General features: G+C 70.2%; 21 protein-coding genes. 10 read left to right on the plus strand and 11 right to left on the minus strand.

Annotation, left to right across the window (positions count from 1 at the left end; translation table 11 throughout):
* Window positions 1-4 precede the first annotated feature (4 nt).
* The 9 genes from C1707_RS07330 (at window position 5) to C1707_RS07370 (ending at window position 8,384) form a co-directional block, all read left to right on the plus strand.
* Window positions 5-145: a hypothetical protein gene (locus C1707_RS07330; protein WP_101714106.1), complete on the plus strand. Its 141-nt coding sequence runs from the start codon at window positions 5-7 to the stop codon at window positions 143-145.
* On the plus strand, window positions 126-785 hold the full coding sequence (locus C1707_RS07335; RefSeq protein ID WP_101714100.1) for a cytochrome c oxidase assembly protein: 660 nt from the start codon (window positions 126-128) through the stop codon (window positions 783-785). The genes C1707_RS07330 and C1707_RS07335 overlap by 20 nt, the downstream gene beginning before the upstream one ends.
* Window positions 786-861: 76 nt before the next feature.
* Window positions 862-1,737 carry a cytochrome c oxidase subunit 3 gene (locus tag C1707_RS07340; RefSeq protein ID WP_058349883.1) on the plus strand — a complete coding sequence of 292 codons (876 nt, stop codon included), beginning with the start codon at window positions 862-864 and terminating at the stop codon, window positions 1,735-1,737.
* Between the two features lie 255 nt (window positions 1,738-1,992).
* Window positions 1,993-2,355 (plus strand): DUF983 domain-containing protein, encoded by a 363-nt coding sequence (locus tag C1707_RS07345; protein WP_101714099.1) that lies wholly within the window; start codon window positions 1,993-1,995, stop codon window positions 2,353-2,355.
* Window positions 2,348-3,034 (plus strand): SURF1 family protein, encoded by a 687-nt coding sequence (locus C1707_RS07350; RefSeq protein WP_101714098.1) that lies wholly within the window; start codon window positions 2,348-2,350, stop codon window positions 3,032-3,034. The genes C1707_RS07345 and C1707_RS07350 overlap by 8 nt, the downstream gene beginning before the upstream one ends.
* Entirely contained in the window at window positions 3,034-4,431 is a 1,398-nt protein-coding gene (gene thrC / locus C1707_RS07355; protein ID WP_101714097.1) for a threonine synthase, read from the plus strand. The genes C1707_RS07350 and thrC overlap by 1 nt, the downstream gene beginning before the upstream one ends.
* A gap of 346 nt (window positions 4,432-4,777) precedes the next feature.
* Window positions 4,778-6,052 (plus strand): M16 family metallopeptidase, encoded by a 1,275-nt coding sequence (locus C1707_RS07360; RefSeq protein ID WP_101714096.1) that lies wholly within the window; start codon window positions 4,778-4,780, stop codon window positions 6,050-6,052.
* A 39-nt stretch (window positions 6,053-6,091) separates the two neighbouring features.
* Window positions 6,092-6,670 (plus strand): GNAT family N-acetyltransferase, encoded by a 579-nt coding sequence (locus C1707_RS07365; protein WP_101714095.1) that lies wholly within the window; start codon window positions 6,092-6,094, stop codon window positions 6,668-6,670.
* 46 nt (window positions 6,671-6,716) lie between these two features.
* Window positions 6,717-8,384: a putative bifunctional diguanylate cyclase/phosphodiesterase gene (locus C1707_RS07370; protein ID WP_101714094.1), complete on the plus strand. Its 1,668-nt coding sequence runs from the start codon at window positions 6,717-6,719 to the stop codon at window positions 8,382-8,384.
* Between the two features lie 3 nt (window positions 8,385-8,387).
* On the opposite strand, the gene C1707_RS07375 is transcribed toward C1707_RS07370, so the two are convergent.
* The 3 genes from C1707_RS07375 to C1707_RS07385 all read right to left on the minus strand — a co-directional run bounded on the left by C1707_RS07375 (window position 8,388) and on the right by C1707_RS07385 (window position 10,492).
* A complete protein-coding gene (locus tag C1707_RS07375) occupies window positions 8,388-9,215 on the minus strand; it encodes an SDR family oxidoreductase (protein WP_101714093.1) in 828 nt (275 codons plus the stop codon).
* A gap of 104 nt (window positions 9,216-9,319) precedes the next feature.
* Window positions 9,320-9,952: a LysE family translocator gene (locus C1707_RS07380; RefSeq protein WP_101714092.1), complete on the minus strand. Its 633-nt coding sequence runs from the start codon at window positions 9,950-9,952 to the stop codon at window positions 9,320-9,322.
* A 90-nt stretch (window positions 9,953-10,042) separates the two neighbouring features.
* On the minus strand, window positions 10,043-10,492 hold the full coding sequence (locus C1707_RS07385) for a biopolymer transporter ExbD (protein ID WP_058349874.1): 450 nt from the start codon (window positions 10,490-10,492) through the stop codon (window positions 10,043-10,045).
* A gap of 222 nt (window positions 10,493-10,714) precedes the next feature.
* Between C1707_RS07385 and C1707_RS07390 the strand changes: the two genes are divergently transcribed.
* Window positions 10,715-11,737, plus strand: a complete 1,023-nt coding sequence (locus C1707_RS07390) for a WD40 repeat domain-containing protein (RefSeq protein ID WP_101714091.1) — start codon at window positions 10,715-10,717, stop codon at window positions 11,735-11,737.
* Between the two features lie 177 nt (window positions 11,738-11,914).
* Here C1707_RS07390 and C1707_RS07395 read toward each other — a convergent pair whose 3' ends face one another.
* The 8 genes from C1707_RS07395 to C1707_RS07425 all read right to left on the minus strand — a co-directional run bounded on the left by C1707_RS07395 (window position 11,915) and on the right by C1707_RS07425 (window position 18,535).
* Window positions 11,915-13,231, minus strand: a complete 1,317-nt coding sequence (locus C1707_RS07395) for a bifunctional folylpolyglutamate synthase/dihydrofolate synthase (protein WP_101714090.1) — start codon at window positions 13,229-13,231, stop codon at window positions 11,915-11,917.
* A 152-nt stretch (window positions 13,232-13,383) separates the two neighbouring features.
* Entirely contained in the window at window positions 13,384-14,307 is a 924-nt protein-coding gene (locus tag C1707_RS07400; protein ID WP_101714089.1) for an acetyl-CoA carboxylase carboxyltransferase subunit beta, read from the minus strand.
* 12 nt (window positions 14,308-14,319) lie between these two features.
* On the minus strand, window positions 14,320-15,147 hold the full coding sequence (trpA, locus tag C1707_RS07405; protein WP_101714088.1) for a tryptophan synthase subunit alpha: 828 nt from the start codon (window positions 15,145-15,147) through the stop codon (window positions 14,320-14,322).
* Window positions 15,140-15,280 (minus strand): hypothetical protein, encoded by a 141-nt coding sequence (locus C1707_RS26045; protein WP_164467299.1) that lies wholly within the window; start codon window positions 15,278-15,280, stop codon window positions 15,140-15,142. The genes trpA and C1707_RS26045 overlap by 8 nt, the downstream gene beginning before the upstream one ends.
* 3 nt (window positions 15,281-15,283) lie before the next feature.
* Window positions 15,284-16,516 (minus strand): tryptophan synthase subunit beta, encoded by a 1,233-nt coding sequence (gene trpB / locus C1707_RS07410; RefSeq protein ID WP_101714087.1) that lies wholly within the window; start codon window positions 16,514-16,516, stop codon window positions 15,284-15,286.
* Between the two features lie 17 nt (window positions 16,517-16,533).
* The gene (locus C1707_RS07415) at window positions 16,534-17,190 is read right to left on the minus strand and encodes a phosphoribosylanthranilate isomerase (protein WP_101714086.1); all 657 of its coding nucleotides are present in this window, start codon (window positions 17,188-17,190) and stop codon (window positions 16,534-16,536) included.
* Between the two features lie 87 nt (window positions 17,191-17,277).
* Window positions 17,278-17,547 carry an usg protein gene (locus C1707_RS07420; RefSeq protein ID WP_101714085.1) on the minus strand — a complete coding sequence of 90 codons (270 nt, stop codon included), beginning with the start codon at window positions 17,545-17,547 and terminating at the stop codon, window positions 17,278-17,280.
* A 223-nt stretch (window positions 17,548-17,770) separates the two neighbouring features.
* Complete coding sequence (locus C1707_RS07425; protein WP_101714084.1) at window positions 17,771-18,535, minus strand: 3-oxoacyl-ACP reductase; 765 nt, start codon at window positions 18,533-18,535, stop codon at window positions 17,771-17,773.
* Window positions 18,536-18,537: the final 2 nt, after the last annotated feature.

Here is an 18,537-nt window from a genome sequence, read left to right on the forward strand (position 1 = left end):
TTCCGTGAAGCCCGACGCCGACCAGGCGCTGAAGGCCCGCAACGGCCGCAACATCGCCCTGGCGCTGGGCCTGGTGGCCTTCGTCGCCCTGGTCTTCGTGGTCACCCTGGTGAGGCTCGGCGCCAATGTCGGAAACCGGTTCTGATCGCAAGCCGGCGGCGCCGGCCGACAAGGCGACCAGCGCCCAGGCGCGTCGCAACAAGCGGGTGGCGCTGATCTGCGTCGGCGCGTTCGCCGGCATGGTCGGCGCGGCCTACGCCTCGGTGCCGCTCTACAAGCTGTTCTGCCAGGTCACCGGCTTCGACGGCACGGTGCGCCGCGCCGAGGCCGCTCCGACCAAGGTGCTGGACCGCGCCGTCGTCGTCCGCTTCGACGCCAATATCCGGGGCCTGCCCTGGACCTTCACCACCGAGCAGGTCAGCCAGGACATCAAGCTGGGCGCGTCGGGCCTGGCGTTCTTCAAGGTCACCAACAACAGCGACAAGCCCCAGACCGGGCGGGCGATCTACAACGTCGTGCCCGAGCAGGCCGGCGCCTACTTCCAGAAGATCGAGTGCTTCTGCTTCTCGAACCAGACGATCGAGCCCGGCCAGACGGTCGAGTTCCCGGTCGTCTACTTCGTCGATCCGCGCTTCGCCGAGGATCCGGAGACCAAGGGCAAGTCCGAGATCACCCTGTCCTACACCTTTTTCCCGGCGGTGGAGGGCGAGGACGGCGGCAAGCAGGCCGACGCGACGCCGCGCATCGTTCAACCACTTGGCGGAACACCGTCCAAGGGACTATAGCAATCCACAAGGGAGTACGCGGGCCTTGGGGGACCTACGCGACGCGTACTTCAAATAATCAGAGGGTTCGCAACACATGGCCCACGGCGCCGTCAAACACGACTACCATATCCTGCCGCCCAGCCCGTGGCCGTTCGTCGGCTCGATGGCGGCCACCGTCATGGCCATCGGCCTGATCGCCTGGATCAAGGGCGGCGTGTTCGGCATCGAGAAGGGCCAGTGGTGGCTGTTCGCCGCCGGCCTGGCGGGCGTGCTCTACACGATGTTCGGCTGGTGGCGCGACGTCATCAAGGAAGCCAACGCCGGCGACCACACCCCGGTCGTCTCGATCGGCCTGCGCTACGGCATGGTGCTGTTCATCGCCTCGGAAGTGATGTTCTTCGTGGCGTGGTTCTGGATCTTCTTCGAGATGGCCCTGTTCCACGGCCACCGCACGCTTTCCAGCATCGAGGAAGTCCGCACCGCCTGGGCCGCCTGGCCGCCGGCCGGCGTCGAGACCGTCTCGCCCTGGCACCTGCCGCTGGTCAACACGCTCACCTTGCTTCTGTCGGGCACCACCATCACCTGGTCGCACCATGCCCTGCAGCAAGGCGACCGCAAGGGCGCCAAGTGGGGCCTGATCCTGACCATCCTGCTGGGCGCGCTCTTCACCTGCATCCAGGTCTACGAATACGCCCACATCAACCACGAGAACCTGTTCTACAGCGAAGCGGCCGCCAACTCGGGCCTCTACGGTTCGACCTTCTTCCTGGCGACCGGCTTCCACGGCTTCCACGTCTTCGTGGGCACGCTGTTCCTGATCGTCTGCCTGATCCGCCTGATGAACGGCGCCTTCACGCCCAAGCAGCACTTCGGCTTCGAAGCGGCCGCCTGGTACTGGCACTTCGTCGACGTGGTCTGGCTGTTCCTGTTCGCCTTCATCTACGTGATCTTCGGCGCCTCGGCGCACTAGGCTCACGGACTACAGGAGGGCCCGGAGCGCCGATCGCGCTCCGGGCCTTTTTCGTTTCAGCGGAGGCGGCGTTGTGAACCATCCCGCCCCGCTCCACGGCCGCTTCCCTGGGCCTCGTGCCCAGGGCCCATCGTTCCGCCGCTCAGACCGTGCAAGCCGATCTCCGTCTTGCCGGCTGACGCATGGATCCTCGCCGCAAGGGCGAGGAAGGCGATAAGGAGGGGGGCGGCGCAAATGTCGGACGGTGCAGAACGCATGCCCAAGACCAACCCCTACGCCGCCGGCGCCGCCGGGCGCTGTCCCGTCTGCGGCGAGGGCTTTCTGTTCGAGGGCTTCCTGAAGGTAGCCCCGCGCTGCGAGGCCTGCGGCTACGACCTGTCCAGGCACGAGACCGGCGACGGCGCGGCGACCTTCGTCATCCTGATCGCCGGCGCGCTGTGCGCCTTCGGGGCGCTGTTCTCGATGTTCGCCTGGAACTGGCCGGTGTGGCTGCTGCTGGTCGTCTGGCTGCCGATGACCCTGCTGGCGTGCCTGGTGCTGATGCGTCCGGCCAAGGGCCTGATGGTCGCCGCCCAAATCGCCAACCGGGCCTCCGAAGCGGGGCGCGACGATGTCTGAGGCCGCAAAGCCCAAGGGCCGGTTTCCGATCGTCCTGACGATCGCGACCCTGATCGCCTTCGCCATCCTCTGCGGCCTGGGAACCTGGCAGGTGAAGCGCCTGCGCTGGAAGGAAGACTTGCTGGCGCGGATCGAGACGCTGAAGACGGCGCCGACCGTTCCGCTGGCCGACGCCCTCGCGCGCGCCGACCGGGGCGAGGACGTCGACTTCGTGCGCGTGGACGCAGACTGCGCGCCGGGCGCCGGCGCGCCGCTGCCGCTGGTCTACGGCGTGCGCGACGGCGACATGGTGTGGCGGGCCATGGCCGCCTGCGGCCTGGCGGGCCAGGCGCACGGCGTGGTGCTGCTGGACCTGGGCCTCGTCGACGCCCTGACCGGCCAGATCCAGCCGGCGCCCCGGTCCTTCCCGCCGCCCGCCCGCGTTGTCGGGGTGCTGATGGCCCCCAAGGCGTTGGGTGGCGACCGCGAGAAGGCCCTGGCCGCCTTCGCCGCCGACAGGCCCGCCTCCCACATCCTGATGGTCGAGACCGCGACGCCCGCCGTTGCCGGCGTCACCCCCGCGCCGTTGCCGGCAGAAATTTCCAATCGACACCTGGAATACGCGCTTACGTGGTTTGGTCTTGCTGTCACCCTGCTCTTTATCTATGCCGCCATGCTCTGGCGTAGGATGAGGCCCTGATGCGTTACGTCTCGACCCGGGGCGAGTCCCCTTCGATCGGTTTCCTGGACGCGGTGCTGGCGGGCCTGGCCCCCGATGGCGGCCTGTACGTGCCCGAGGCCTGGCCGGCCTTCACGCCCGACGAGATCGCCGCCTTCGCCGGCAAGACCTATGCGCAGGTCGCGGCCGCCGTGCTCGGCAAGTTCGTCGGCGACGACATCCCGGCCGACGACCTGGCCCAGATGTGCGACGAGGCCTATGCCAGCTTCACCCACGCGGCCGTGACGCCGCTGAAGCAGCTGGCCGCCAACCGCTACCTGCTGGAGCTGTTCCACGGCCCGACCCTGGCCTTCAAGGACGTGGCGATGCAGCTGCTGGGCCGGCTGTACGACTACGTGCTGTCGCGCCAGTCGCGGACCATGACCATCATCTGCGCCACCTCGGGCGACACCGGCGGCGCGGCCGTCGAGGCCTTCCGCGGCCGCAGCAACGCCCGCATCGTCGCGCTCTTCCCCGAAGGCCGCATCAGCGAGGTCCAGCGCCGGTTCATGACCACGGCCGAAGACGCCAACGTCAGTTGCGTGTCGGTGGCCGGCTCGTTCGACGACTGCCAGGCCATCGTCAAGCAGGCCTTCCAGGATGACCAGTTCCGCCACGCGGTGGATCTGTCGGGCGTCAATTCGATCAACTGGGCGCGGATCGCGGCCCAGAGCGTCTACTACTTCACCGCCGCCGTCAGCCTGGGCGCGCCCGCCCGCGAAGTGGCCTTCGTCGTGCCGACCGGCAATTTCGGCGACGCCTACGCGGCCTTCGTGGCCAAGCAGCTGGGCCTGCCGATCGCCAAGGTCGTGGCCGCCACCAACAGCAACGACATCCTGGCCCGCGCCTTCGAGGACGGCCGCTACGCCCGTGGGGCCGTGGCCGCCACCCAGAGCCCGGCCATGGACATCCAGGTCGCCTCCAACTTCGAGCGCCTCTATTTCGAGGCCGTGCGCCGCGACGGCGTCGAGACCGGCCGCGCCTTCCGGGGCTTCAACACCACCGGCACGCTCGACATCCCGCCTAGCGCCCATGCGATGATGCGCGAGCTGTTCGCCGGCGCTTCGGTCAGCGAGGCCGACACCGCCAAGACCATGCTCTCGACGCTGAACGAGACGGGCGAGGTGGTCGACCCGCACACCGCCGTCGGCCTGGCCGCCGCCGCCCGCCTGCGCCTGGAGGATCCCACGACCCCGGTCGTGGTGCTGTCGACCGCCCACCCGGCCAAGTTCCCCGAGGCCGTGCTGGCCGCGACCGGCGTTGTCCAGGGCGTGCCGCGCGGCGCGCCGGACCTGTCGGCCAAGCCCGAACGCTTCGACCGCCTCCCGGCCGACGCGGCCGCCGTGAAGGCCCACGTGCGGGCGTTCGCGGGGAAGTAGGGGCCCCCTCGGAACCCAACACCCGTGAAATCCCCGCGAAAGCGGGGACCCAGGTGTTTTGTCGTCAAGCACCGTGATCGCTTTTCCAGACCGCTTCCCTCGCCCTTGTGGCGAGGGCCCATGCTAGCGGTTGCTCAAATCCGAGCCGCGTTCAGAAAGATCTGAGCAGGCGGAACGATGGATCCTCGCCACAAGGGCGAGGAAGGCGATTCTAGTTGGGGGCGGGCTCCGCGCATTGTGGAAAAGCCTGGGTCCCCGCTTTCGCGGGGATTTTACGGAAAAAGAGCGAAGGCGCCGCAAAGCGCGAGGGTCGCTTTCGCGCGCTTAGGCGGCTACACGGAGGGAAATGACCCTTCCCACCCTCCATACCCTGAAGAATGGCGTCCGCGTCGTCTGCGATCCTATGCCGGGGCTCGAGACCCTGGCCCTCACGGTCGTCGCCGGACGCGGCGCGGGCTACGAGGATCCGGCGCGGTCGGGCTGGTCGCACCTGCTCGAGCACATGGTGTTCAAGGGCGCGGGCGGGCGCAGCGCGCGCGACATCGTCGAGGTGATCGAGGCCGAGGGCGGCTCGATCAACGCCGCCACCGGCTACGAGCGCACCAGCTTCCAGGTGCGGGCGCTGAAGGGCGGGGCGGGCCTGGCCATGGCGGTGATCGCCGACCTGGTGCGCCGTCCGACGCTGGACGCCGGCGACCTGGCCCGCGAGAAGCAGGTGGTGGCCCAGGAGATCGCCGAGGCCGCCGACGCGCCTGACGACTACGTCTTCGACCTGCTGCAGAAGGGCGCCTGGGGCGACCACCCCGTCGGCCGGCCGATCCTGGGCACGGTCGACAGCGTCGAGGCCGCGACGCCGCAGGCGCTGGCCGAATGGCGCGCGGCGCTCTACGCGGCCGACCGGCTGGTGATCAGCGCCACGGGCGCGGTCGACGAGGCCGAGATCCTGGCGCTGGCGCAATCCGCCTTCGGCGACCTGCCGGCGACGCCCGGCGCGCCCATCCCCGATCCCGCGCCGTTCGTGGGCGGCGCTTTCGCCGAAACCCGCAAGCTGGAGCAGGCCCACCTCGTCCTGATGCTGCCGGCCGCCGGCTCGCGCGACGACGACTACTTCGCCCTGCGCGTCTTCGCCGAGGCCCTGGGCGGGGGCATGTCGTCGCGGCTGTTCCAGGAAGCCCGCGAGAAGCGGGGTCTGGCCTACAACATCGACGCCTATGCCGACACCTATGCCGACATCGGCGGGCTCGGCATCTATGTCGGCTGCGCGGCCAAGGACGCGGCCGAGACCGCCCGGGTCTGCGCCGAGCAGGTGCTGGCCCTGGTCGAACGCATCGAGCCGGCCGAACTGGCCCGCTGCAAGGCCCAGCTGAAGGCGCACATGTTCATGGCCCGAGAGCAGCCGCTGGCCCGGGCCGAACAGAACGCCGGCCAGGCCCTGACCTTCGGCAAGCTGTTCCCGCCGGCCGAGCTGGCGGCCGGCGTCGACGCGGTCACCGCCGAGGACATCACCCGCCTGGGCCGGCGCATGCTGGACCCCGCCCGGGCGGCCACCGCCGTGCTGGGGGCCAAGACCGCGCTTTCGGCCGGGGAAATCTTCCGGCGGACGTTGTTCGACGGCCGATAAGCCGCGATGGTGCGCGCCTGAAGTTTCGAGACCGACTGCTTGTCCGCCATCCTCCGACTGTTCCGCATCGACCATGGTCCGCGCATTGACGCCGAGCGGGTCTATCTGCGCCTGCCGCGCCTGGCCGACCACAAGCCGTGGGCGCAGCTGCGGGCGGCCTCGCGCGGCTACCTGACGCCCTGGGAGCCCAGCTGGCCGGCCGACGACCTGACCCGCACGGCCTTCCGCCAGCGGCTGGCGGCCTACGCCCGCGAGCTGGAGACCGGCGAGGCCTTTCCGTTCTTCGTGTTCCGCAAGGACGACGACGCCATCGTCGGCGGGGTGCGGCTGTTCAACATCCGCCGGGGCGTCTCGCAGACCGGCGTGATGGGCTACTGGAGCGGCGAGGCCCATGCCGGGAAGGGCTACACGACCGAGGCGGTGAAGGCGGTGATCGACTTCGCCTTCGGGCCGCTGGGGCTCCACCGGCTCGAGGCCGCGTGCATGCCGCACAACGTGCGCTCGGCGGACCTGTTGTCGCGCTGCGGGTTTTCCGAGGAAGGATACGCCCGCGCTTATCTCAAAATTAACGGCGAGTGGCGAGATCATCGTCTGTTCGGGTTGATCGCTCCCACCTAGCGACCGCCCGGGCTGTGACGCCGGCTTTCTCGGCGTGGGAACGGGCATGTCATTCAAGGTTGCCGAGCGACGGATCTGGGACGCGACGACCACGCTGGAAGCGCTGGGCGCCGCCGAGGTCGCGCTGTGGCACTGGGAGCCCGAGTCCGACCGCCTGCGCATCAACGGCGCGGCCCGGGCCCTGGGCCTGTCGCCGCTCGCGCCCGAATGTTCCTCCGCCGCCTTCCGGGCTCTGGCTCTGCCGCAGGACCGCGCCCAGGCCGAGGAGCTGCTGCGCGTCCGTGAAGCCGGGGCCGAGATCGTCGTGCGCCTGCGCATGCGCAGCGGCGGCGTCTGCATCTGGCGGGGCGTGTGGCTGGAGGAGGGCGTGCGCGCCGCCGGCGTGATCGCCCCGGAAGTGAAATTCGCCGCCTCCGGCAAGGACGAACTGACCGGTTTGCTGGACCGCCGCAGCTTCATCGCCCGCGCCCGCGAGCGCCTGACCCACGACGGCGTGCACGAACTGGTCGTGGCCGACCTGGACCGCCTGCGCCGCCTGAACGAGGCCCTGGGCCACGAGCGGGCCGACCTCGTTCTGGCCGCCCTGGGCTCGCGCCTGGCCGCCGCCTTCCCCGAGGGCTCGATCCTGGGCCGCATCGGCGAAGACGAGTTCGCCGTGCTGTGCGAGCCCAAGGGCTACGAGCCGGCCGAACTGCTGCGCACCGCGCTTGAACAGCCGCTGCGCATCGCGGGCTTCGACATCCACCCGACCCTGACCATCGGCGCCGTCTCGGCCGAGGGCGGCGAGGACGCGCCGGAGGCCGCCGAGCTGGTCCGCCGCGCCGAACTGGCCGTCGAGGCCGCCGCCGCCAACGGACGCGGCTCGGCCGCCGCCTACGGCCGCTCGATGGAAACCGACGGCCTGTCGCGCCTGGCCCTGGAAGCCGACTTGCGCGGCGCCATCGGGCGCGGCGAGATCATCCCCTACTTCCAGCCGGTCGTGCGCCTGTCGACCGGCGCGCTGTCGGGCTTCGAGGCCCTGGCGCGCTGGATCCACCCGCGCCGCGGCCTGCTGCCGCCCGACGAATTCCTGCCGCTGATCGAAGAGATGGGCCTGATGGCCGAGCTCGGCGAGCACATGATGCGCAGCGCCGGCAAGCAACTGGCCGCCTGGCGTCGCAGCCACCCGGCCGTCGGCGCCCTGACCGTCAGCGTCAACCTGTCGACCGGCGAGATCGACCGTCCGGGCCTGGTGCACGACGTGGCCCAGGTCCTGCGCGAGAACGGCCTGCCGCGCGGCGCGCTGAAGCTGGAAGTCACCGAAAGCGACATCATGCGCGATCCCGAGCGGGCCGCGGTGATCCTGAAAGCCCTGCGCGAGGCGGGCGCCGGCCTGGCGCTGGACGACTTCGGCACCGGCTTCTCGTCGCTGTCGTACCTGACCCGCCTGCCGTTCGACACGCTGAAGATCGACCGCTACTTCGTGCGCACCATGGGCGGCAACGCCGGCTCGGCCAAGATCGTCCGCTCGGTGGTGAAACTGGGCCAGGATCTCGACCTGGAAGTGGTCGCCGAGGGCGTCGAGAACGCCGAGATGGCGAGCGCGCTGCAGAAGCTCGGCTGCGACTACGGCCAGGGCTTCGGCTACGCGCCGGCCCTGTCGCCGCAGGAGGCCGAGGTCTATCTCAACGAGGCCTATGTCGACGGCGCCGCGCCCGTGAAGGCGCGGGGCTGAGGCTCAGCCCTTCGCCAGATCCCCGTAGAGCCACGCCGCGGTGACCCCGCCGTCCATCAGGACGTCGCTGCCGGTGATGAAGCCGCCGTCGGGGCCCATCAGGAGGGCGCCGACCGCGCCGACCTCGTCGGGCGTGCCGGCGCGCCTGGCGGGCGAGCCCTCGATCATCTTGCGATAGCCCGCGCCGCGCGGGCCGGTCAGCTCGTCGCGGGCCAGGGGCGTCATGACGATGCCGGGGCTGATGGCGTTGATCCGCGCCCCGCGCTCGCCCCAGCGCACGGCCTGGGCGGCCACCCGCAGGGCGTTGCCGCGCTTGGACAGCTGGTAGGCCTTCAGCGGGTCGGTGACCTGGTCGGGGGCCAGGAAGGGCAGGGCCAGCAGCTCTTCGGTCGGGGTCGTGGCCAGGGCGTGGTTCTGTTCGACGCTCAGCGGCGGCAGGCGGTGGCCCGACTGCGAGGCGATGACCACGCCCGAGCCGCCGGGCGCGATCACCTCGCCGAACAGGTCCAGCACCAGGGCCGTGCCATAGAGGTCGACCTTGAGGATCACCTGCGGCGGCGCCTGGCTGGGCGAGACGCCGGCGGCGTGGATCAGGCCGGTGACATCGCCGAGATCCGTGGCGGCGGCGACCAGGGCGTGGACGGTCTCGCGCGAGGCGACGTCGACGGTGGCGACGTGGGCGTCGTAGCCGGCGTCGGCCAGCACGCTGGCGGCGGCCTGCGCGTTCTCGCGCCTCATGTCGGCCAGCAGCACGCGCTTGCCCACGCTCACGCGGCGGGCGATGGCCTGGCCGATCTGGCCGGCCCCGATGACGACGATGACCTCGGCCATGGGCTCTCCTTGTTCAGGAGGGCGTCATAGCGCCGTGGAGGGGCCAGGATTAGCCGCAGCCTCGTCCATGGCCTGCTGAGCGCTTCTCAGCAGTCCTGGAGGCCCTAGCGGCGCGCCTCGGTGGCCATGCGGACGGCGAGGCCGCCCAGCACGCTGGCCATCAGCCAGCGCTGGACGAGGGCGAAGCTGGGGCGCGTCGCCAGGAAGCCGGCGATCGTCCCGGCCGCCAGGCAGATGGAAGCGTTCACCGACAGGCTGATGGCGATCTGCGTGCCGCCCAGCAGCAGCGACTGGGTCAGCACGTTCCCGTGGCCGGGATCGATGAACTGCGGCAGCAGCGACAGATAGAGCATCGCGGCCTTGGGATTGAGCAGGTTGGTCAGGAAGCCCATGGCCATCAGCTTGACGGGCGGGTCCCTGGGCAGGTCGCGCACCTGGAAGGGCGAGGCGCCGCCGGGCTTGATCGCCTGCCAGGCCAGCCAGCCCAGATACAGCGCCCCGCCGAAGCGCAGGATGTCGTAGGCGATCGGGGCGGCCATCAAGAGGGCGGTGATGCCCAGGGCCGCGCAGACCAGATAGACGACGAAGCCCGCCGCCGTGCCGGCCAGCGAGACGATGCCGGCCCACTTGCCCTGGCAGATCGATCGGCTGACCAGGTAGAGCATGTTGGGGCCCGGCGTCAGGGCCATCCCCAGGCAGACCAGCGAGAAGGCGATCCAGGTCTTGGCGTCGGGCATCGGGGGCTCCGGTGAAGCGGGCACGAAAAAGGGGCCGGAAGCTTGCGCCGCCGGCCCCTTGGTTCTTTCTCGGCGATCGCCGAAGACGTCTTAGTGGATGTCTTCGTTGATCAGGCCGACCTTGTACCAGCCAGCGGTCTGCAGCTGGTTCAGGACGCCCATGAAGTCCGAGTACAGCACGTCGGCGTCGGCGCGGATCATGACGCGCTGATCGTCCTTCGGACCGGCTTGACCCTTCGAGGTGAACGAAGCGTCCAGGTCGATCGGCAGGTTGTCGAGGCTGGTTTGCTTGTCCGCGATGAACAGAGCGCCCGACTTCTGGATCGAGATGAACACCGGTTCCTTCGGCTTCGGCGCGTTCGGCGGCGGCGGGACGGCCGGCGGCAGGTCGATCTTGATCGAGGTCACGGCCATCGGCACGGCGACCATGAAGATGATCAGCAGAACGAGCAGAATGTCGACGAAGGGCGTGACGTTGATTTCGGAATTCTGGTTCAGCGAGTAGCGACCGCCGCCGCCGCCAGCAAGTTTAGCCGCCATAGCCTGACTGTCTCCCGGGGACCGCCCCCAGGCGGTCCAGAAATTGTTAGATGCCACGTCTGGCGCAGACGAGCGCGGAAGTAAAGCCCGAGGACGCGGCGCAATGGCAACCCCTTTTGTGAGTCTTTTTGGCCTAACGGCGTTCAGGTGGCGGAATCCCGCGCCAAGCTTCCCGCGATGCGCGACTAGCGCTCGCAATCAGGCCGCGCTAAGCCCCCGCGCATGATCTTTTCCTTCGACGCCTACGTCACCGCCGCCCTGTTCGATCGCGCCGGACGCGCCGGATTCGCTCTTGGCGACGGCACCGTCCGATTCGAGGCCGACGGCGGCTTCGTCACCGTCGAGGCCCATGGCGGGCCCATGGGCGGCGCGGCGCTGGCCGCCTGCGTCCACCCGTCGGGCCGGGGCCTGGTGACCGGCGGCGACGACGGCCGCGTGGTCTGGAGCCGGCTGGAGGGCGACGAGCTGGTCGCCACCCTGCTGGCCGAGGTCAAGGGCAAGTGGATCGAGCACGTGGCCGCCAGCCCCGCCTCGGGCCTGATCGCCTTCACCGCCGGCAAGGAGGTTCACGTGCTGGACGTCGCCGACGAGGGCTTCCGCCGCGTCTACGCGCACGAGAAGACCGTCTCGGCGGTGGCCTTCGATCCCAAGGGCAAGCGCCTGGCCGCGGCTGGCTACGGCGGAGTGTCGCTGTGGTGGGGCCGCATCGCCGACCAGAAGCCGACGGTGATGAAGTGGGCCGGCAGCCACGTCGGCCTGGCCTACAGCCCCGACGGCAAGTTCCTGGTCTCGGCCATGCAGGAGAACCAGCTGCACGGCTGGCGCCTGAGCGACGGCAAGGACATGCGGATGGGCGGCTATCCGGCCAAGATCAAGAGCATGGCCTTCTGCGACAAGGGCGCTCTCCTGGCCACGGCCGGGGCCAACGGCGCGGTCGTCTGGCCGTTCGCCGGGGCCAACGGCCCGATGGGCAAGGAAGCCGCCGAGATCGGCTTCTCTCGGGATTCGCTGGTGGTTCAGGTCGCCGGCGTCGACGCCCTGCCGGTGGTCATCGCCGGCCAGGACAACGGCCGCATCTGGGCCTGCCACCTGCGCTCGGGCCGTATCGAGACCCTGAAGGCCGAGCGCGGCGCGGCGATCAGCAGCCTGTCGGTCAACGCCGACGGCTCGCGCCTGGCCTGGGGCGACGAGAGCGGCGAAGCCGGCGTGCTGGCCGTGCCGGACATCTCGGTGAGGAATTTCTAGGAACCCGTCTATCCTAAACTCCCGTCATTCCCGCCCTTGTGGCGGGAACCCCTCTGTCAGCCGCAAGGGTGGATAGGGCGGCGTGCCAGGCACGCCGCTGGCGCTTCACGTGCGAACGGAACCAGAGGTTCCCGCCACAAGGGCGGGAATGACGGGAGCGTAAGGGGGACGGGGGCTCTACGCCGGCCAGGTGGCTTCACTGGCGCCCAGCACCTCGCCGGCGAGATAGAGCGAGCCGCAGATCAGCACGTGCGGGACGGGGTCCAGCGCGAGCGCTCGGGAAAGCGCGTCGTCCAGGCCGTCGCAGGCGGCCGCGCGCAGGCCGGCCAGTTCGGCGGCCGCGGCGGTCTGCGCGGCGCTGGCGGCGGCGTGGCCCTCGAAGGTGACGGTGAAGACCTTGGTGGCGACCCCCCGGAAGGCCTCGAAGAAGCCGGCGGCGTCCTTGTTGGCCAGGAGGCCCGAGATCAGCGCCACGGGGCGGCCGTCGCGGGCGGCCAGGTCGGCCACGGCGCGGGCCACGGCGCGGCCGGCATGGGGGTTGTGGCCGCCGTCGAGCCAGAGGTCGGCGCCGGCGGCCTGGGCGGTCTCGGCGTAGGGACCGGCGGTCAGGCGCTGGAAACGGGCCGGCCAGACCGTGCCGGCGATCCCCCGGCCCATGGCGTTCTCGTCGATGCGCGGATCGCCCAGGGCCAGCAGGGCGGCGACGGCCAGGCCGGCGTTGGCGAACTGGTGCTCGCCGGGCAGGGCGGGGGCGGGCAGGTCGAGCAGCCGGTCGGGCATCTGCACCAGCAGGCGGCCGCGCTCCTCCCAGGCGTCGAACTCGCGGCCCATCAGGGTCAGCTCGACCCCGGCCAGGGCCGCGGCGGTCTCCAGCACGCCGTCCACGGCGTGCTGCTGGCGAGCGCTGACGGCCGGAGCGCCCGGCTTGATGATGCCGGCCTTCTCCACGGCGATCTGCTCGATGGTGTCGCCCAGGAACTCGCGGTGATCCAGGTCGATCGGGGCGATGACGCTGACCGCCGGGGCGGAAATGACGTTGGTGGCGTCCAGCACGCCCCCCAGGCCCACCTCGACGATGCAGAGGTCGGCCGGGACCTCGGCGAAGGCGACGAAGGCCGCCGCCGTGGTGATCTCGAAGAAGGTGACAGCCTGGCCGTCATTGGCCGCCTCGACCCGCTCCAGCACGTCGGCCAGGTGATCCTCGGTGATCAGCGCCCCGGCCAGGCGGATGCGCTCGACGAAGCGCACCAGGTGCGGCGAGGTGAAGACGTGGACCTTCAGGCCGGCGGCCTCGGCCATGTGGCGCAGATAGGCCACCGTCGAGCCCTTGCCGTTGGTGCCGGCCACGTGGATCACCGGCGGCAGGCGGTCCTGCGGATCGCCCAGGGCGGCGCACAGCCGGCGCATGCGGCCCAGCGACAGGTCGATCTTCAGCGGGTGCAGCGCCCGCAGGCGCTCCAGCGCGGCGTCGTGAGCGCGGAGGTGGTCGGTCATGGGAGCCCCGAAAGCTCCTCCCTCGCGAAGCGGGGGAGGTGGCGCGCTGCGGGTACGCAGCGTGACGGAGGGGGCGAGGGACGGAGTGCGGCGGTCGCCCCCTCCACCGCTTCGCGGTCCCCCTCCCCCGCGAGCGGGGGAGGAAAAGAAAACTACGCCGCCTTGCGACGGCCCAGCATCAGGGTGCCGAGGATCGAGCCGAGGGTGGCCGGCAGGTCCTTGCGGGCGGTGACGCGGTCGACCATGCCCTTTTCGACGAGGTATTCCGAGCGCTGGAAGCCCGGCGGCAGGGTCTCGCGGATGGTCTGCTCGATGACGCGCGGACCGGCGAAGCCGATCAGGGCGCCCGGCTCGGCCAGGTGCACGTCGCCCAGCATGGCGTAGGAGGCGGTGACGCCGCCGGTGGTCGGGTCGGTGAGGACCACGACATAGGGCAGGGCCGCGTCGTTCAGCTCGTTGATGGCCAGGGTGGTGCGGGCCATCTGCATCAGCGACAGGGCGCCTTCCTGCATGCGCGCGCCGCCGGCGGCGGTGAAGGCGATCAGAGGGACCTGACGGGCCAGGGCGGCCTTGGCGGCGGCGATGAAGCCTTCACCGGCGGCCATGCCGAGCGAGCCGCCCATGAAGGCGAAGTCCTGCACGAGCACCACGGCGTCGACGCCGCCGACCTTGCCGTAGCCGATCGCCATGGCGTCCTGCTCGCCGGTGCTCTTGCGAGCGGCGGCCAGGCGGTCCTTGTAGGGCTTGCCGTCCGAGAACTTCAGCGGGTCCTCGACCACCGGCGGAGTCGGCAGAGCCTCGTACTGGCCGTCGTCGAAGGTGAACTTGAAGCGCGCCTCGGGACCGATGCGCATGTGGCGTCCGGCCGGGGTGACCCACAGGGCCGCCTCCAGGTCGGAGCGGTAGATCATCTCGCCCGTGTCGGGGCACTTGACCCAGAGGTTCTCGGGCGTTTCGCGCTTGGCGAAGGCGCCACGCACGCCGGGGGCGATGCGCGACAGCCAGCCGCCTCGGCGGTCGGTCGAGCTCTTGGTCTTGTCGCCCTTCTTGGGGCCTTGGGGTTCAGCCATCGCCATAGCCTTACAGCCTCACACCGTCTCTTGTCGCGCGGATCGCACAGCCTTAGCCAGCTCCGACGCCTTGGAAAGAACCTTTTGGGTCACGTTTTCGTTCAGCTTCGCAGCTGATTCAATCTCATCCACCAGCGCCGAGCCGACCACGGCGGCGTCGGCGACGCGGGCCACCTCGGCGGCGCGCTCGGGCGTGCGGATGCCAAAGCCAACCGCCACAGGCAGTTGCGCGGCCGCGCGCAGGCGCTCGACGGCGGGAGCGACGGCATCCGCGTCGGCTTCCTTGACGCCGGTCACGCCGGCCACCGACACGTAGTAGACGAAGCCCGAAGTGCGGCGCACGACGGCCGGCAGGCGCTTTTCGTCGGTGGTCGGCGAGGCCAGGCGAATCAGCGAGATCCCCTCGGCCTCAAGGGCGTCGCTCAGCGGATCGGCTTCCTCGGGCGGGCAGTCGACGACGATCAGGCCGTCGACGCCGGCCTCGGCGGCGTCCTTGGCGAAGGCTTCGAAGCCCGCATTCACCAGCGGGTTCAGGTAGCCCATCAGGATCAGCGGCGTGTCCTGGTCGCCTTCGCGGAAGGCGCGGGCGAGGCCCAGCGTGCCCTTCAGGGTCATCTTGCCGGCCAGGGCGCGCTGGCTGGCGCGCTGGATGGTCGGGCCCTCGGCCATCGGGTCCGAGAACGGGAAGCCCAGCTCGATCAGGTCGGCGCCGGCGGCCGGCAGGCCTTGCAGGATCTCCAGCGCGGTGGCCGCGTCCGGATCGCCGGCCATCACGTAGGCGACGAAGCCGGCGCGGTTCTGCGCCTTCAGGTCCGCGAAGCGGCGGTCGATGCGGTCTTTAGTCATGGCCAGGTGTCGCCGTTGCGGTTGGGAAGTCGACCGTGATCCAGCCCTCGTGCATCGCGAAGCCCAGCCCGCCGCCCACGAGGAGCACGGCGAACAGGATGCAGACGAGCCAGTTCCGGGTGGTCTCTTCCATCGGTTAGATCGAGCGGCCCAGGGCGTCGGCCACGGTGAAGATGTCCTTGTCGCCACGGCCCGACAGGCACATGACGATCACGCCGCCTTCGCCGATCTCCTTGGCCAGCTGCGGCAGCTTGGCGATGGCGTGGGCGCTTTCCAGGGCGGGGATGATGCCCTCGAGCTCGGCGCACAGCTGGAAGGCCTTCAGGGCCTCGTCGTCGGTGCAGGTCAGGTACTGGGCCCGGCCGATGTCGTGCAGGAACGAGTGCTCCGGACCGATGCCCGGATAGTCGAGGCCGGCGCTGATCGAGTGGGCGTCGAGGATCTGGCCGTCGTCGTCCTGCAGCAGGTAGGTGCGGTTGCCGTGCAGCACGCCCGGACGCCCGCCGGTCAGCGAGGCGGCGTGCTTGTCGGTGTCGAGGCCGTGGCCCGAGGCTTCGACGCCGTAGATCTTCACGCCCTCGTCGCCGAGGAACGGGTGGAACATGCCGATGGCGTTGCTGCCGCCGCCCACGCAGGCGACCACGGCGTCGGGCAAACGCCCTTCCAGTTCCTGGATCTGCTCGCGGCTCTCATAGCCGATCACGGCCTGGAAGTCGCGGACCATGGCCGGATAGGGGTGCGGGCCGGCGGCGGTGCCGATCAGGTAGTAGGTGTCTTCGACGTTGGTGACCCAGTCGCGCATGGCCTCGTTCATGGCGTCCTTGAGGGTCGCGGCCCCCGAGGTCACCGGGCGCACTTCGGCGCCCAGCAGGTTCATGCGGAAGACGTTGGGCTTCTGCCGGGCGACGTCGACGGCGCCCATGTAGACGATGCAGGGCAGGCCGAAGCGCGCCGAGACGGTCGCGCTCGCCACGCCGTGCTGGCCGGCGCCCGTCTCGGCGATGATCCGGGTCTTGCCCATGCGCTGGGCCAGCAGGATCTGGCCCATGCAGTTGTTGATCTTGTGCGCGCCGGTGTGGTTCAGCTCCTCGCGCTTGAAGTAGATCTTGGCGCCGCCGAAATGGCGGGTCAGGCGCTCGGCGAAATAGAGCGGGCTGGGACGGCCGACATAGTGGGTCAGGTAGCCGCGCAGCTCGGCCTGGAAGGCCGGGTCGTTCTTGGCTTCCTGGTAGGCCTTGTCCAGCTCGAGCACGAGCGGCATCAGGGTTTCGGCCACGTACAGGCCGCCGAACTCGCCGAAGCGCCCCTTGGCGTCGGGATAGGCGGACCAGTCATTGGGCCGGTCAGAAGCTTGGACAGGAGCGTTCACGGGCGTTTCCAGTTAGGTCAGGCGCGTTTGACGGCGTCCAGAAACGCCGTGATCAGAGCCGGGTCCTTTAGGCCCGGACCGCGTTCCACGCCAGAGGAAACGTCCACCAGCGGGGCCCCCGAGGCGGCGACGGCGGCGCCCACGTTCCAGGGATCCAGGCCGCCTGCGAGGAAATGCGGGCGAGAAAATCGCCGCCCCTCCAGCAGGCTCCAGTCGAACCTTGCGCCGGTGCCGCCGGGCAGGGAAGAAGTCCCCCCCTGGCCTTCCACCGGCCGGGCGTCGAAAAGAAACTGCTCGGCGACGGTCTCGTACGCCAGGGCCTGGTCGACGTCGGCGGCGGTGGAGACCGAGAAGGCCTTGATCACGCCGACGCCGCTGCGCTGGGCGATCTCGCGAACGCGGGTCGGGGTCTCCTTGCCGTGCACCTGGATCAGGTCGGGGCGCATTGTGGCCATCAGCCGGTCGACCAGGGCGTCGTCGGGATCGACGGTGACGGCCACGGTCGCGACGCCGCGGCCGCGCACCGGCTCCACGAGACGCTGGGCGGTCTCGGGCTCGACGTTGCGGGGGCTCCGGGCGAAGAAGACGAAGCCCAGATAGGCCGCGCCGCCGTCGAAGGCGGTCTTCACCGTCTCCGGCGTCGAGAGCCCGCAGATCTTGGCCTTGGTGGTCATCTGGGGGAGTTACGGTGCGTAAGTCGCCAGCGCAACCCCCGCCGGGCCTTACCGCCCCCGTTCACCGTCCAGGTTGGCTGCCCAGGGTCACTGCAGGGTGAAGACCCCGTTGACCGCCTTCCACTCCGCCGGACCGATCAGCCGGTCGTGGGCCACCTGCACCGAGTGCAGCACGCCGTCCAGCTCGCGGCTCCAGAAGTCGAGGAAGCCCTTCAGGGTCGGGAACCTGGGGGCCAGGTCGTACTCCTGCCAGACATAGAGCTGCAGCAGGTGGGGGTGGTCGGGCAGGTGGTAGCAGATGTTGGCCGTGGTCAGGCCGTAGCCCAGCATCTGCAGCTCGAACGCGCGGGAAGTCATCGAGAGCGACCTTTCGACAACGGTTTTAAGCGTCACCGAAAACCGTCCGCCTACGGGGCGAGTCGCTCAAGAGGGCAGGGCGTCGCAGGCCCTATTTCCCTCCCCCTTGATGGGGGAGGGGCAGGGGTGGGGGTGAATGCGGCGTTTGACGCCGAAGCGCCGGCCGGCGCCGCGTCACCCCCATCCCCGACCCTTCCCCCATCAAGGGGGAAGGGGGGAGAGATCAGTCTCGCACCAGGCCGCCGTCGACCACCAGGTTCTGGCCGGTCACCGCCCGCGCCCAGGGGCTGGCGAAGAACAGCACCGCGTCGGCGAACTCGGCCGGGGTGGTGACCGAGCGCAGCGGGGTCATGCCGGCGATCAGGTCGAAGACCGGCTCGGGCGTGGCGGCGCTGGCGCCGGTGACGCGCAGCAGGCCGCCGGAGACCATGTTGACGGTGACGCCGGCCGGGCCCAGGTCGCCGCAGGCCGTGCGGGTCAGCGACAGCAGCGCGGCCTTCACGGCGGTGTAGTCGTGATAGGGCACGACCGGGTTCTGGAAGAGGTTGGTGCCCACGTTGATGACGCGGCCGAAGCCGGCGTCGGCCATGTCGGGCGCGGCGACCTGGATGACGTTCAGCGCGCCCTTCAGCACGGTGGTGGTCTGCTTCTCGAAGTCCTCCCAGGCGATGTTGGCCAGGTGCGCGCGGGCGTCGCCGTTGAAGCTGTAGTCCAGCGCGTTGTTGACCACGGTGGTCACGTGAGCGCCGAAGGCGGCCTTGGCGGCGGCGAACATGGCCTCGACGGCGGCGCGGTCGGCGACGTCGGCCTGGACGGCGATGGCGCGTTCGGGACCGCCCAGCTCGGCGGCGAGCGCTTCGGCGGCGTCCTTGCTGGCGCGGTAGTTGACGACGACGCGTGCGCCGTGGCGCGAAAAGGCGCGGGCGATCTCGGCTCCCAGGCCCCGGCCGGCGCCGGTGACGAGGACGATTTGGTCGGACAGCTGCATTC

Origin of the sequence: Caulobacter flavus (assembly GCF_003722335.1) — a bacterium.
Taxonomy (GTDB): domain Bacteria; phylum Pseudomonadota; class Alphaproteobacteria; order Caulobacterales; family Caulobacteraceae; genus Caulobacter; species Caulobacter flavus.

What these genes read in the sequence shown, in the direction of transcription:
- C1707_RS07380 (WP_101714092.1), bottom strand. Translation starts at nt 9,952, where the DNA reads ATGCCCGACGCCAAGACCTGGATCGCCTTCTCGCTGGTCTGCCTGGGG.
- C1707_RS07395 (WP_101714090.1), bottom strand. Translation starts at nt 13,231, where the DNA reads ATGACCGACCACCTCCGCGCTCACGACGCCGCGCTGGAGCGCCTGCGG.
- C1707_RS07385 (WP_058349874.1), bottom strand. Translation starts at nt 10,492, where the DNA reads ATGGCGGCTAAACTTGCTGGCGGCGGCGGCGGTCGCTACTCGCTGAAC.
- C1707_RS26045 (WP_164467299.1), bottom strand. Translation starts at nt 15,280, where the DNA reads ATGGAAGAGACCACCCGGAACTGGCTCGTCTGCATCCTGTTCGCCGTG.
- C1707_RS07370 (WP_101714094.1), top strand. Translation starts at nt 6,717, where the DNA reads ATGTCATTCAAGGTTGCCGAGCGACGGATCTGGGACGCGACGACCACG.
- C1707_RS07375 (WP_101714093.1), bottom strand. Translation starts at nt 9,215, where the DNA reads ATGGCCGAGGTCATCGTCGTCATCGGGGCCGGCCAGATCGGCCAGGCC.
- C1707_RS07400 (WP_101714089.1), bottom strand. Translation starts at nt 14,307, where the DNA reads ATGGCGATGGCTGAACCCCAAGGCCCCAAGAAGGGCGACAAGACCAAG.
- C1707_RS07420 (WP_101714085.1), bottom strand. Translation starts at nt 17,547, where the DNA reads ATGACTTCCCGCGCGTTCGAGCTGCAGATGCTGGGCTACGGCCTGACC.
- C1707_RS07360 (WP_101714096.1), top strand. Translation starts at nt 4,778, where the DNA reads ATGACCCTTCCCACCCTCCATACCCTGAAGAATGGCGTCCGCGTCGTC.
- C1707_RS07335 (WP_101714100.1), top strand. Translation starts at nt 126, where the DNA reads ATGTCGGAAACCGGTTCTGATCGCAAGCCGGCGGCGCCGGCCGACAAG.
- thrC (WP_101714097.1), top strand. Translation starts at nt 3,034, where the DNA reads ATGCGTTACGTCTCGACCCGGGGCGAGTCCCCTTCGATCGGTTTCCTG.
- C1707_RS07340 (WP_058349883.1), top strand. Translation starts at nt 862, where the DNA reads ATGGCCCACGGCGCCGTCAAACACGACTACCATATCCTGCCGCCCAGC.
- C1707_RS07390 (WP_101714091.1), top strand. Translation starts at nt 10,715, where the DNA reads ATGATCTTTTCCTTCGACGCCTACGTCACCGCCGCCCTGTTCGATCGC.
- C1707_RS07415 (WP_101714086.1), bottom strand. Translation starts at nt 17,190, where the DNA reads ATGACCACCAAGGCCAAGATCTGCGGGCTCTCGACGCCGGAGACGGTG.
- C1707_RS07425 (WP_101714084.1), bottom strand. Translation starts at nt 18,535, where the DNA reads ATGCAGCTGTCCGACCAAATCGTCCTCGTCACCGGCGCCGGCCGGGGC.
- C1707_RS07345 (WP_101714099.1), top strand. Translation starts at nt 1,993, where the DNA reads ATGCCCAAGACCAACCCCTACGCCGCCGGCGCCGCCGGGCGCTGTCCC.
- trpA (WP_101714088.1), bottom strand. Translation starts at nt 15,147, where the DNA reads ATGACTAAAGACCGCATCGACCGCCGCTTCGCGGACCTGAAGGCGCAG.
- C1707_RS07350 (WP_101714098.1), top strand. Translation starts at nt 2,348, where the DNA reads ATGTCTGAGGCCGCAAAGCCCAAGGGCCGGTTTCCGATCGTCCTGACG.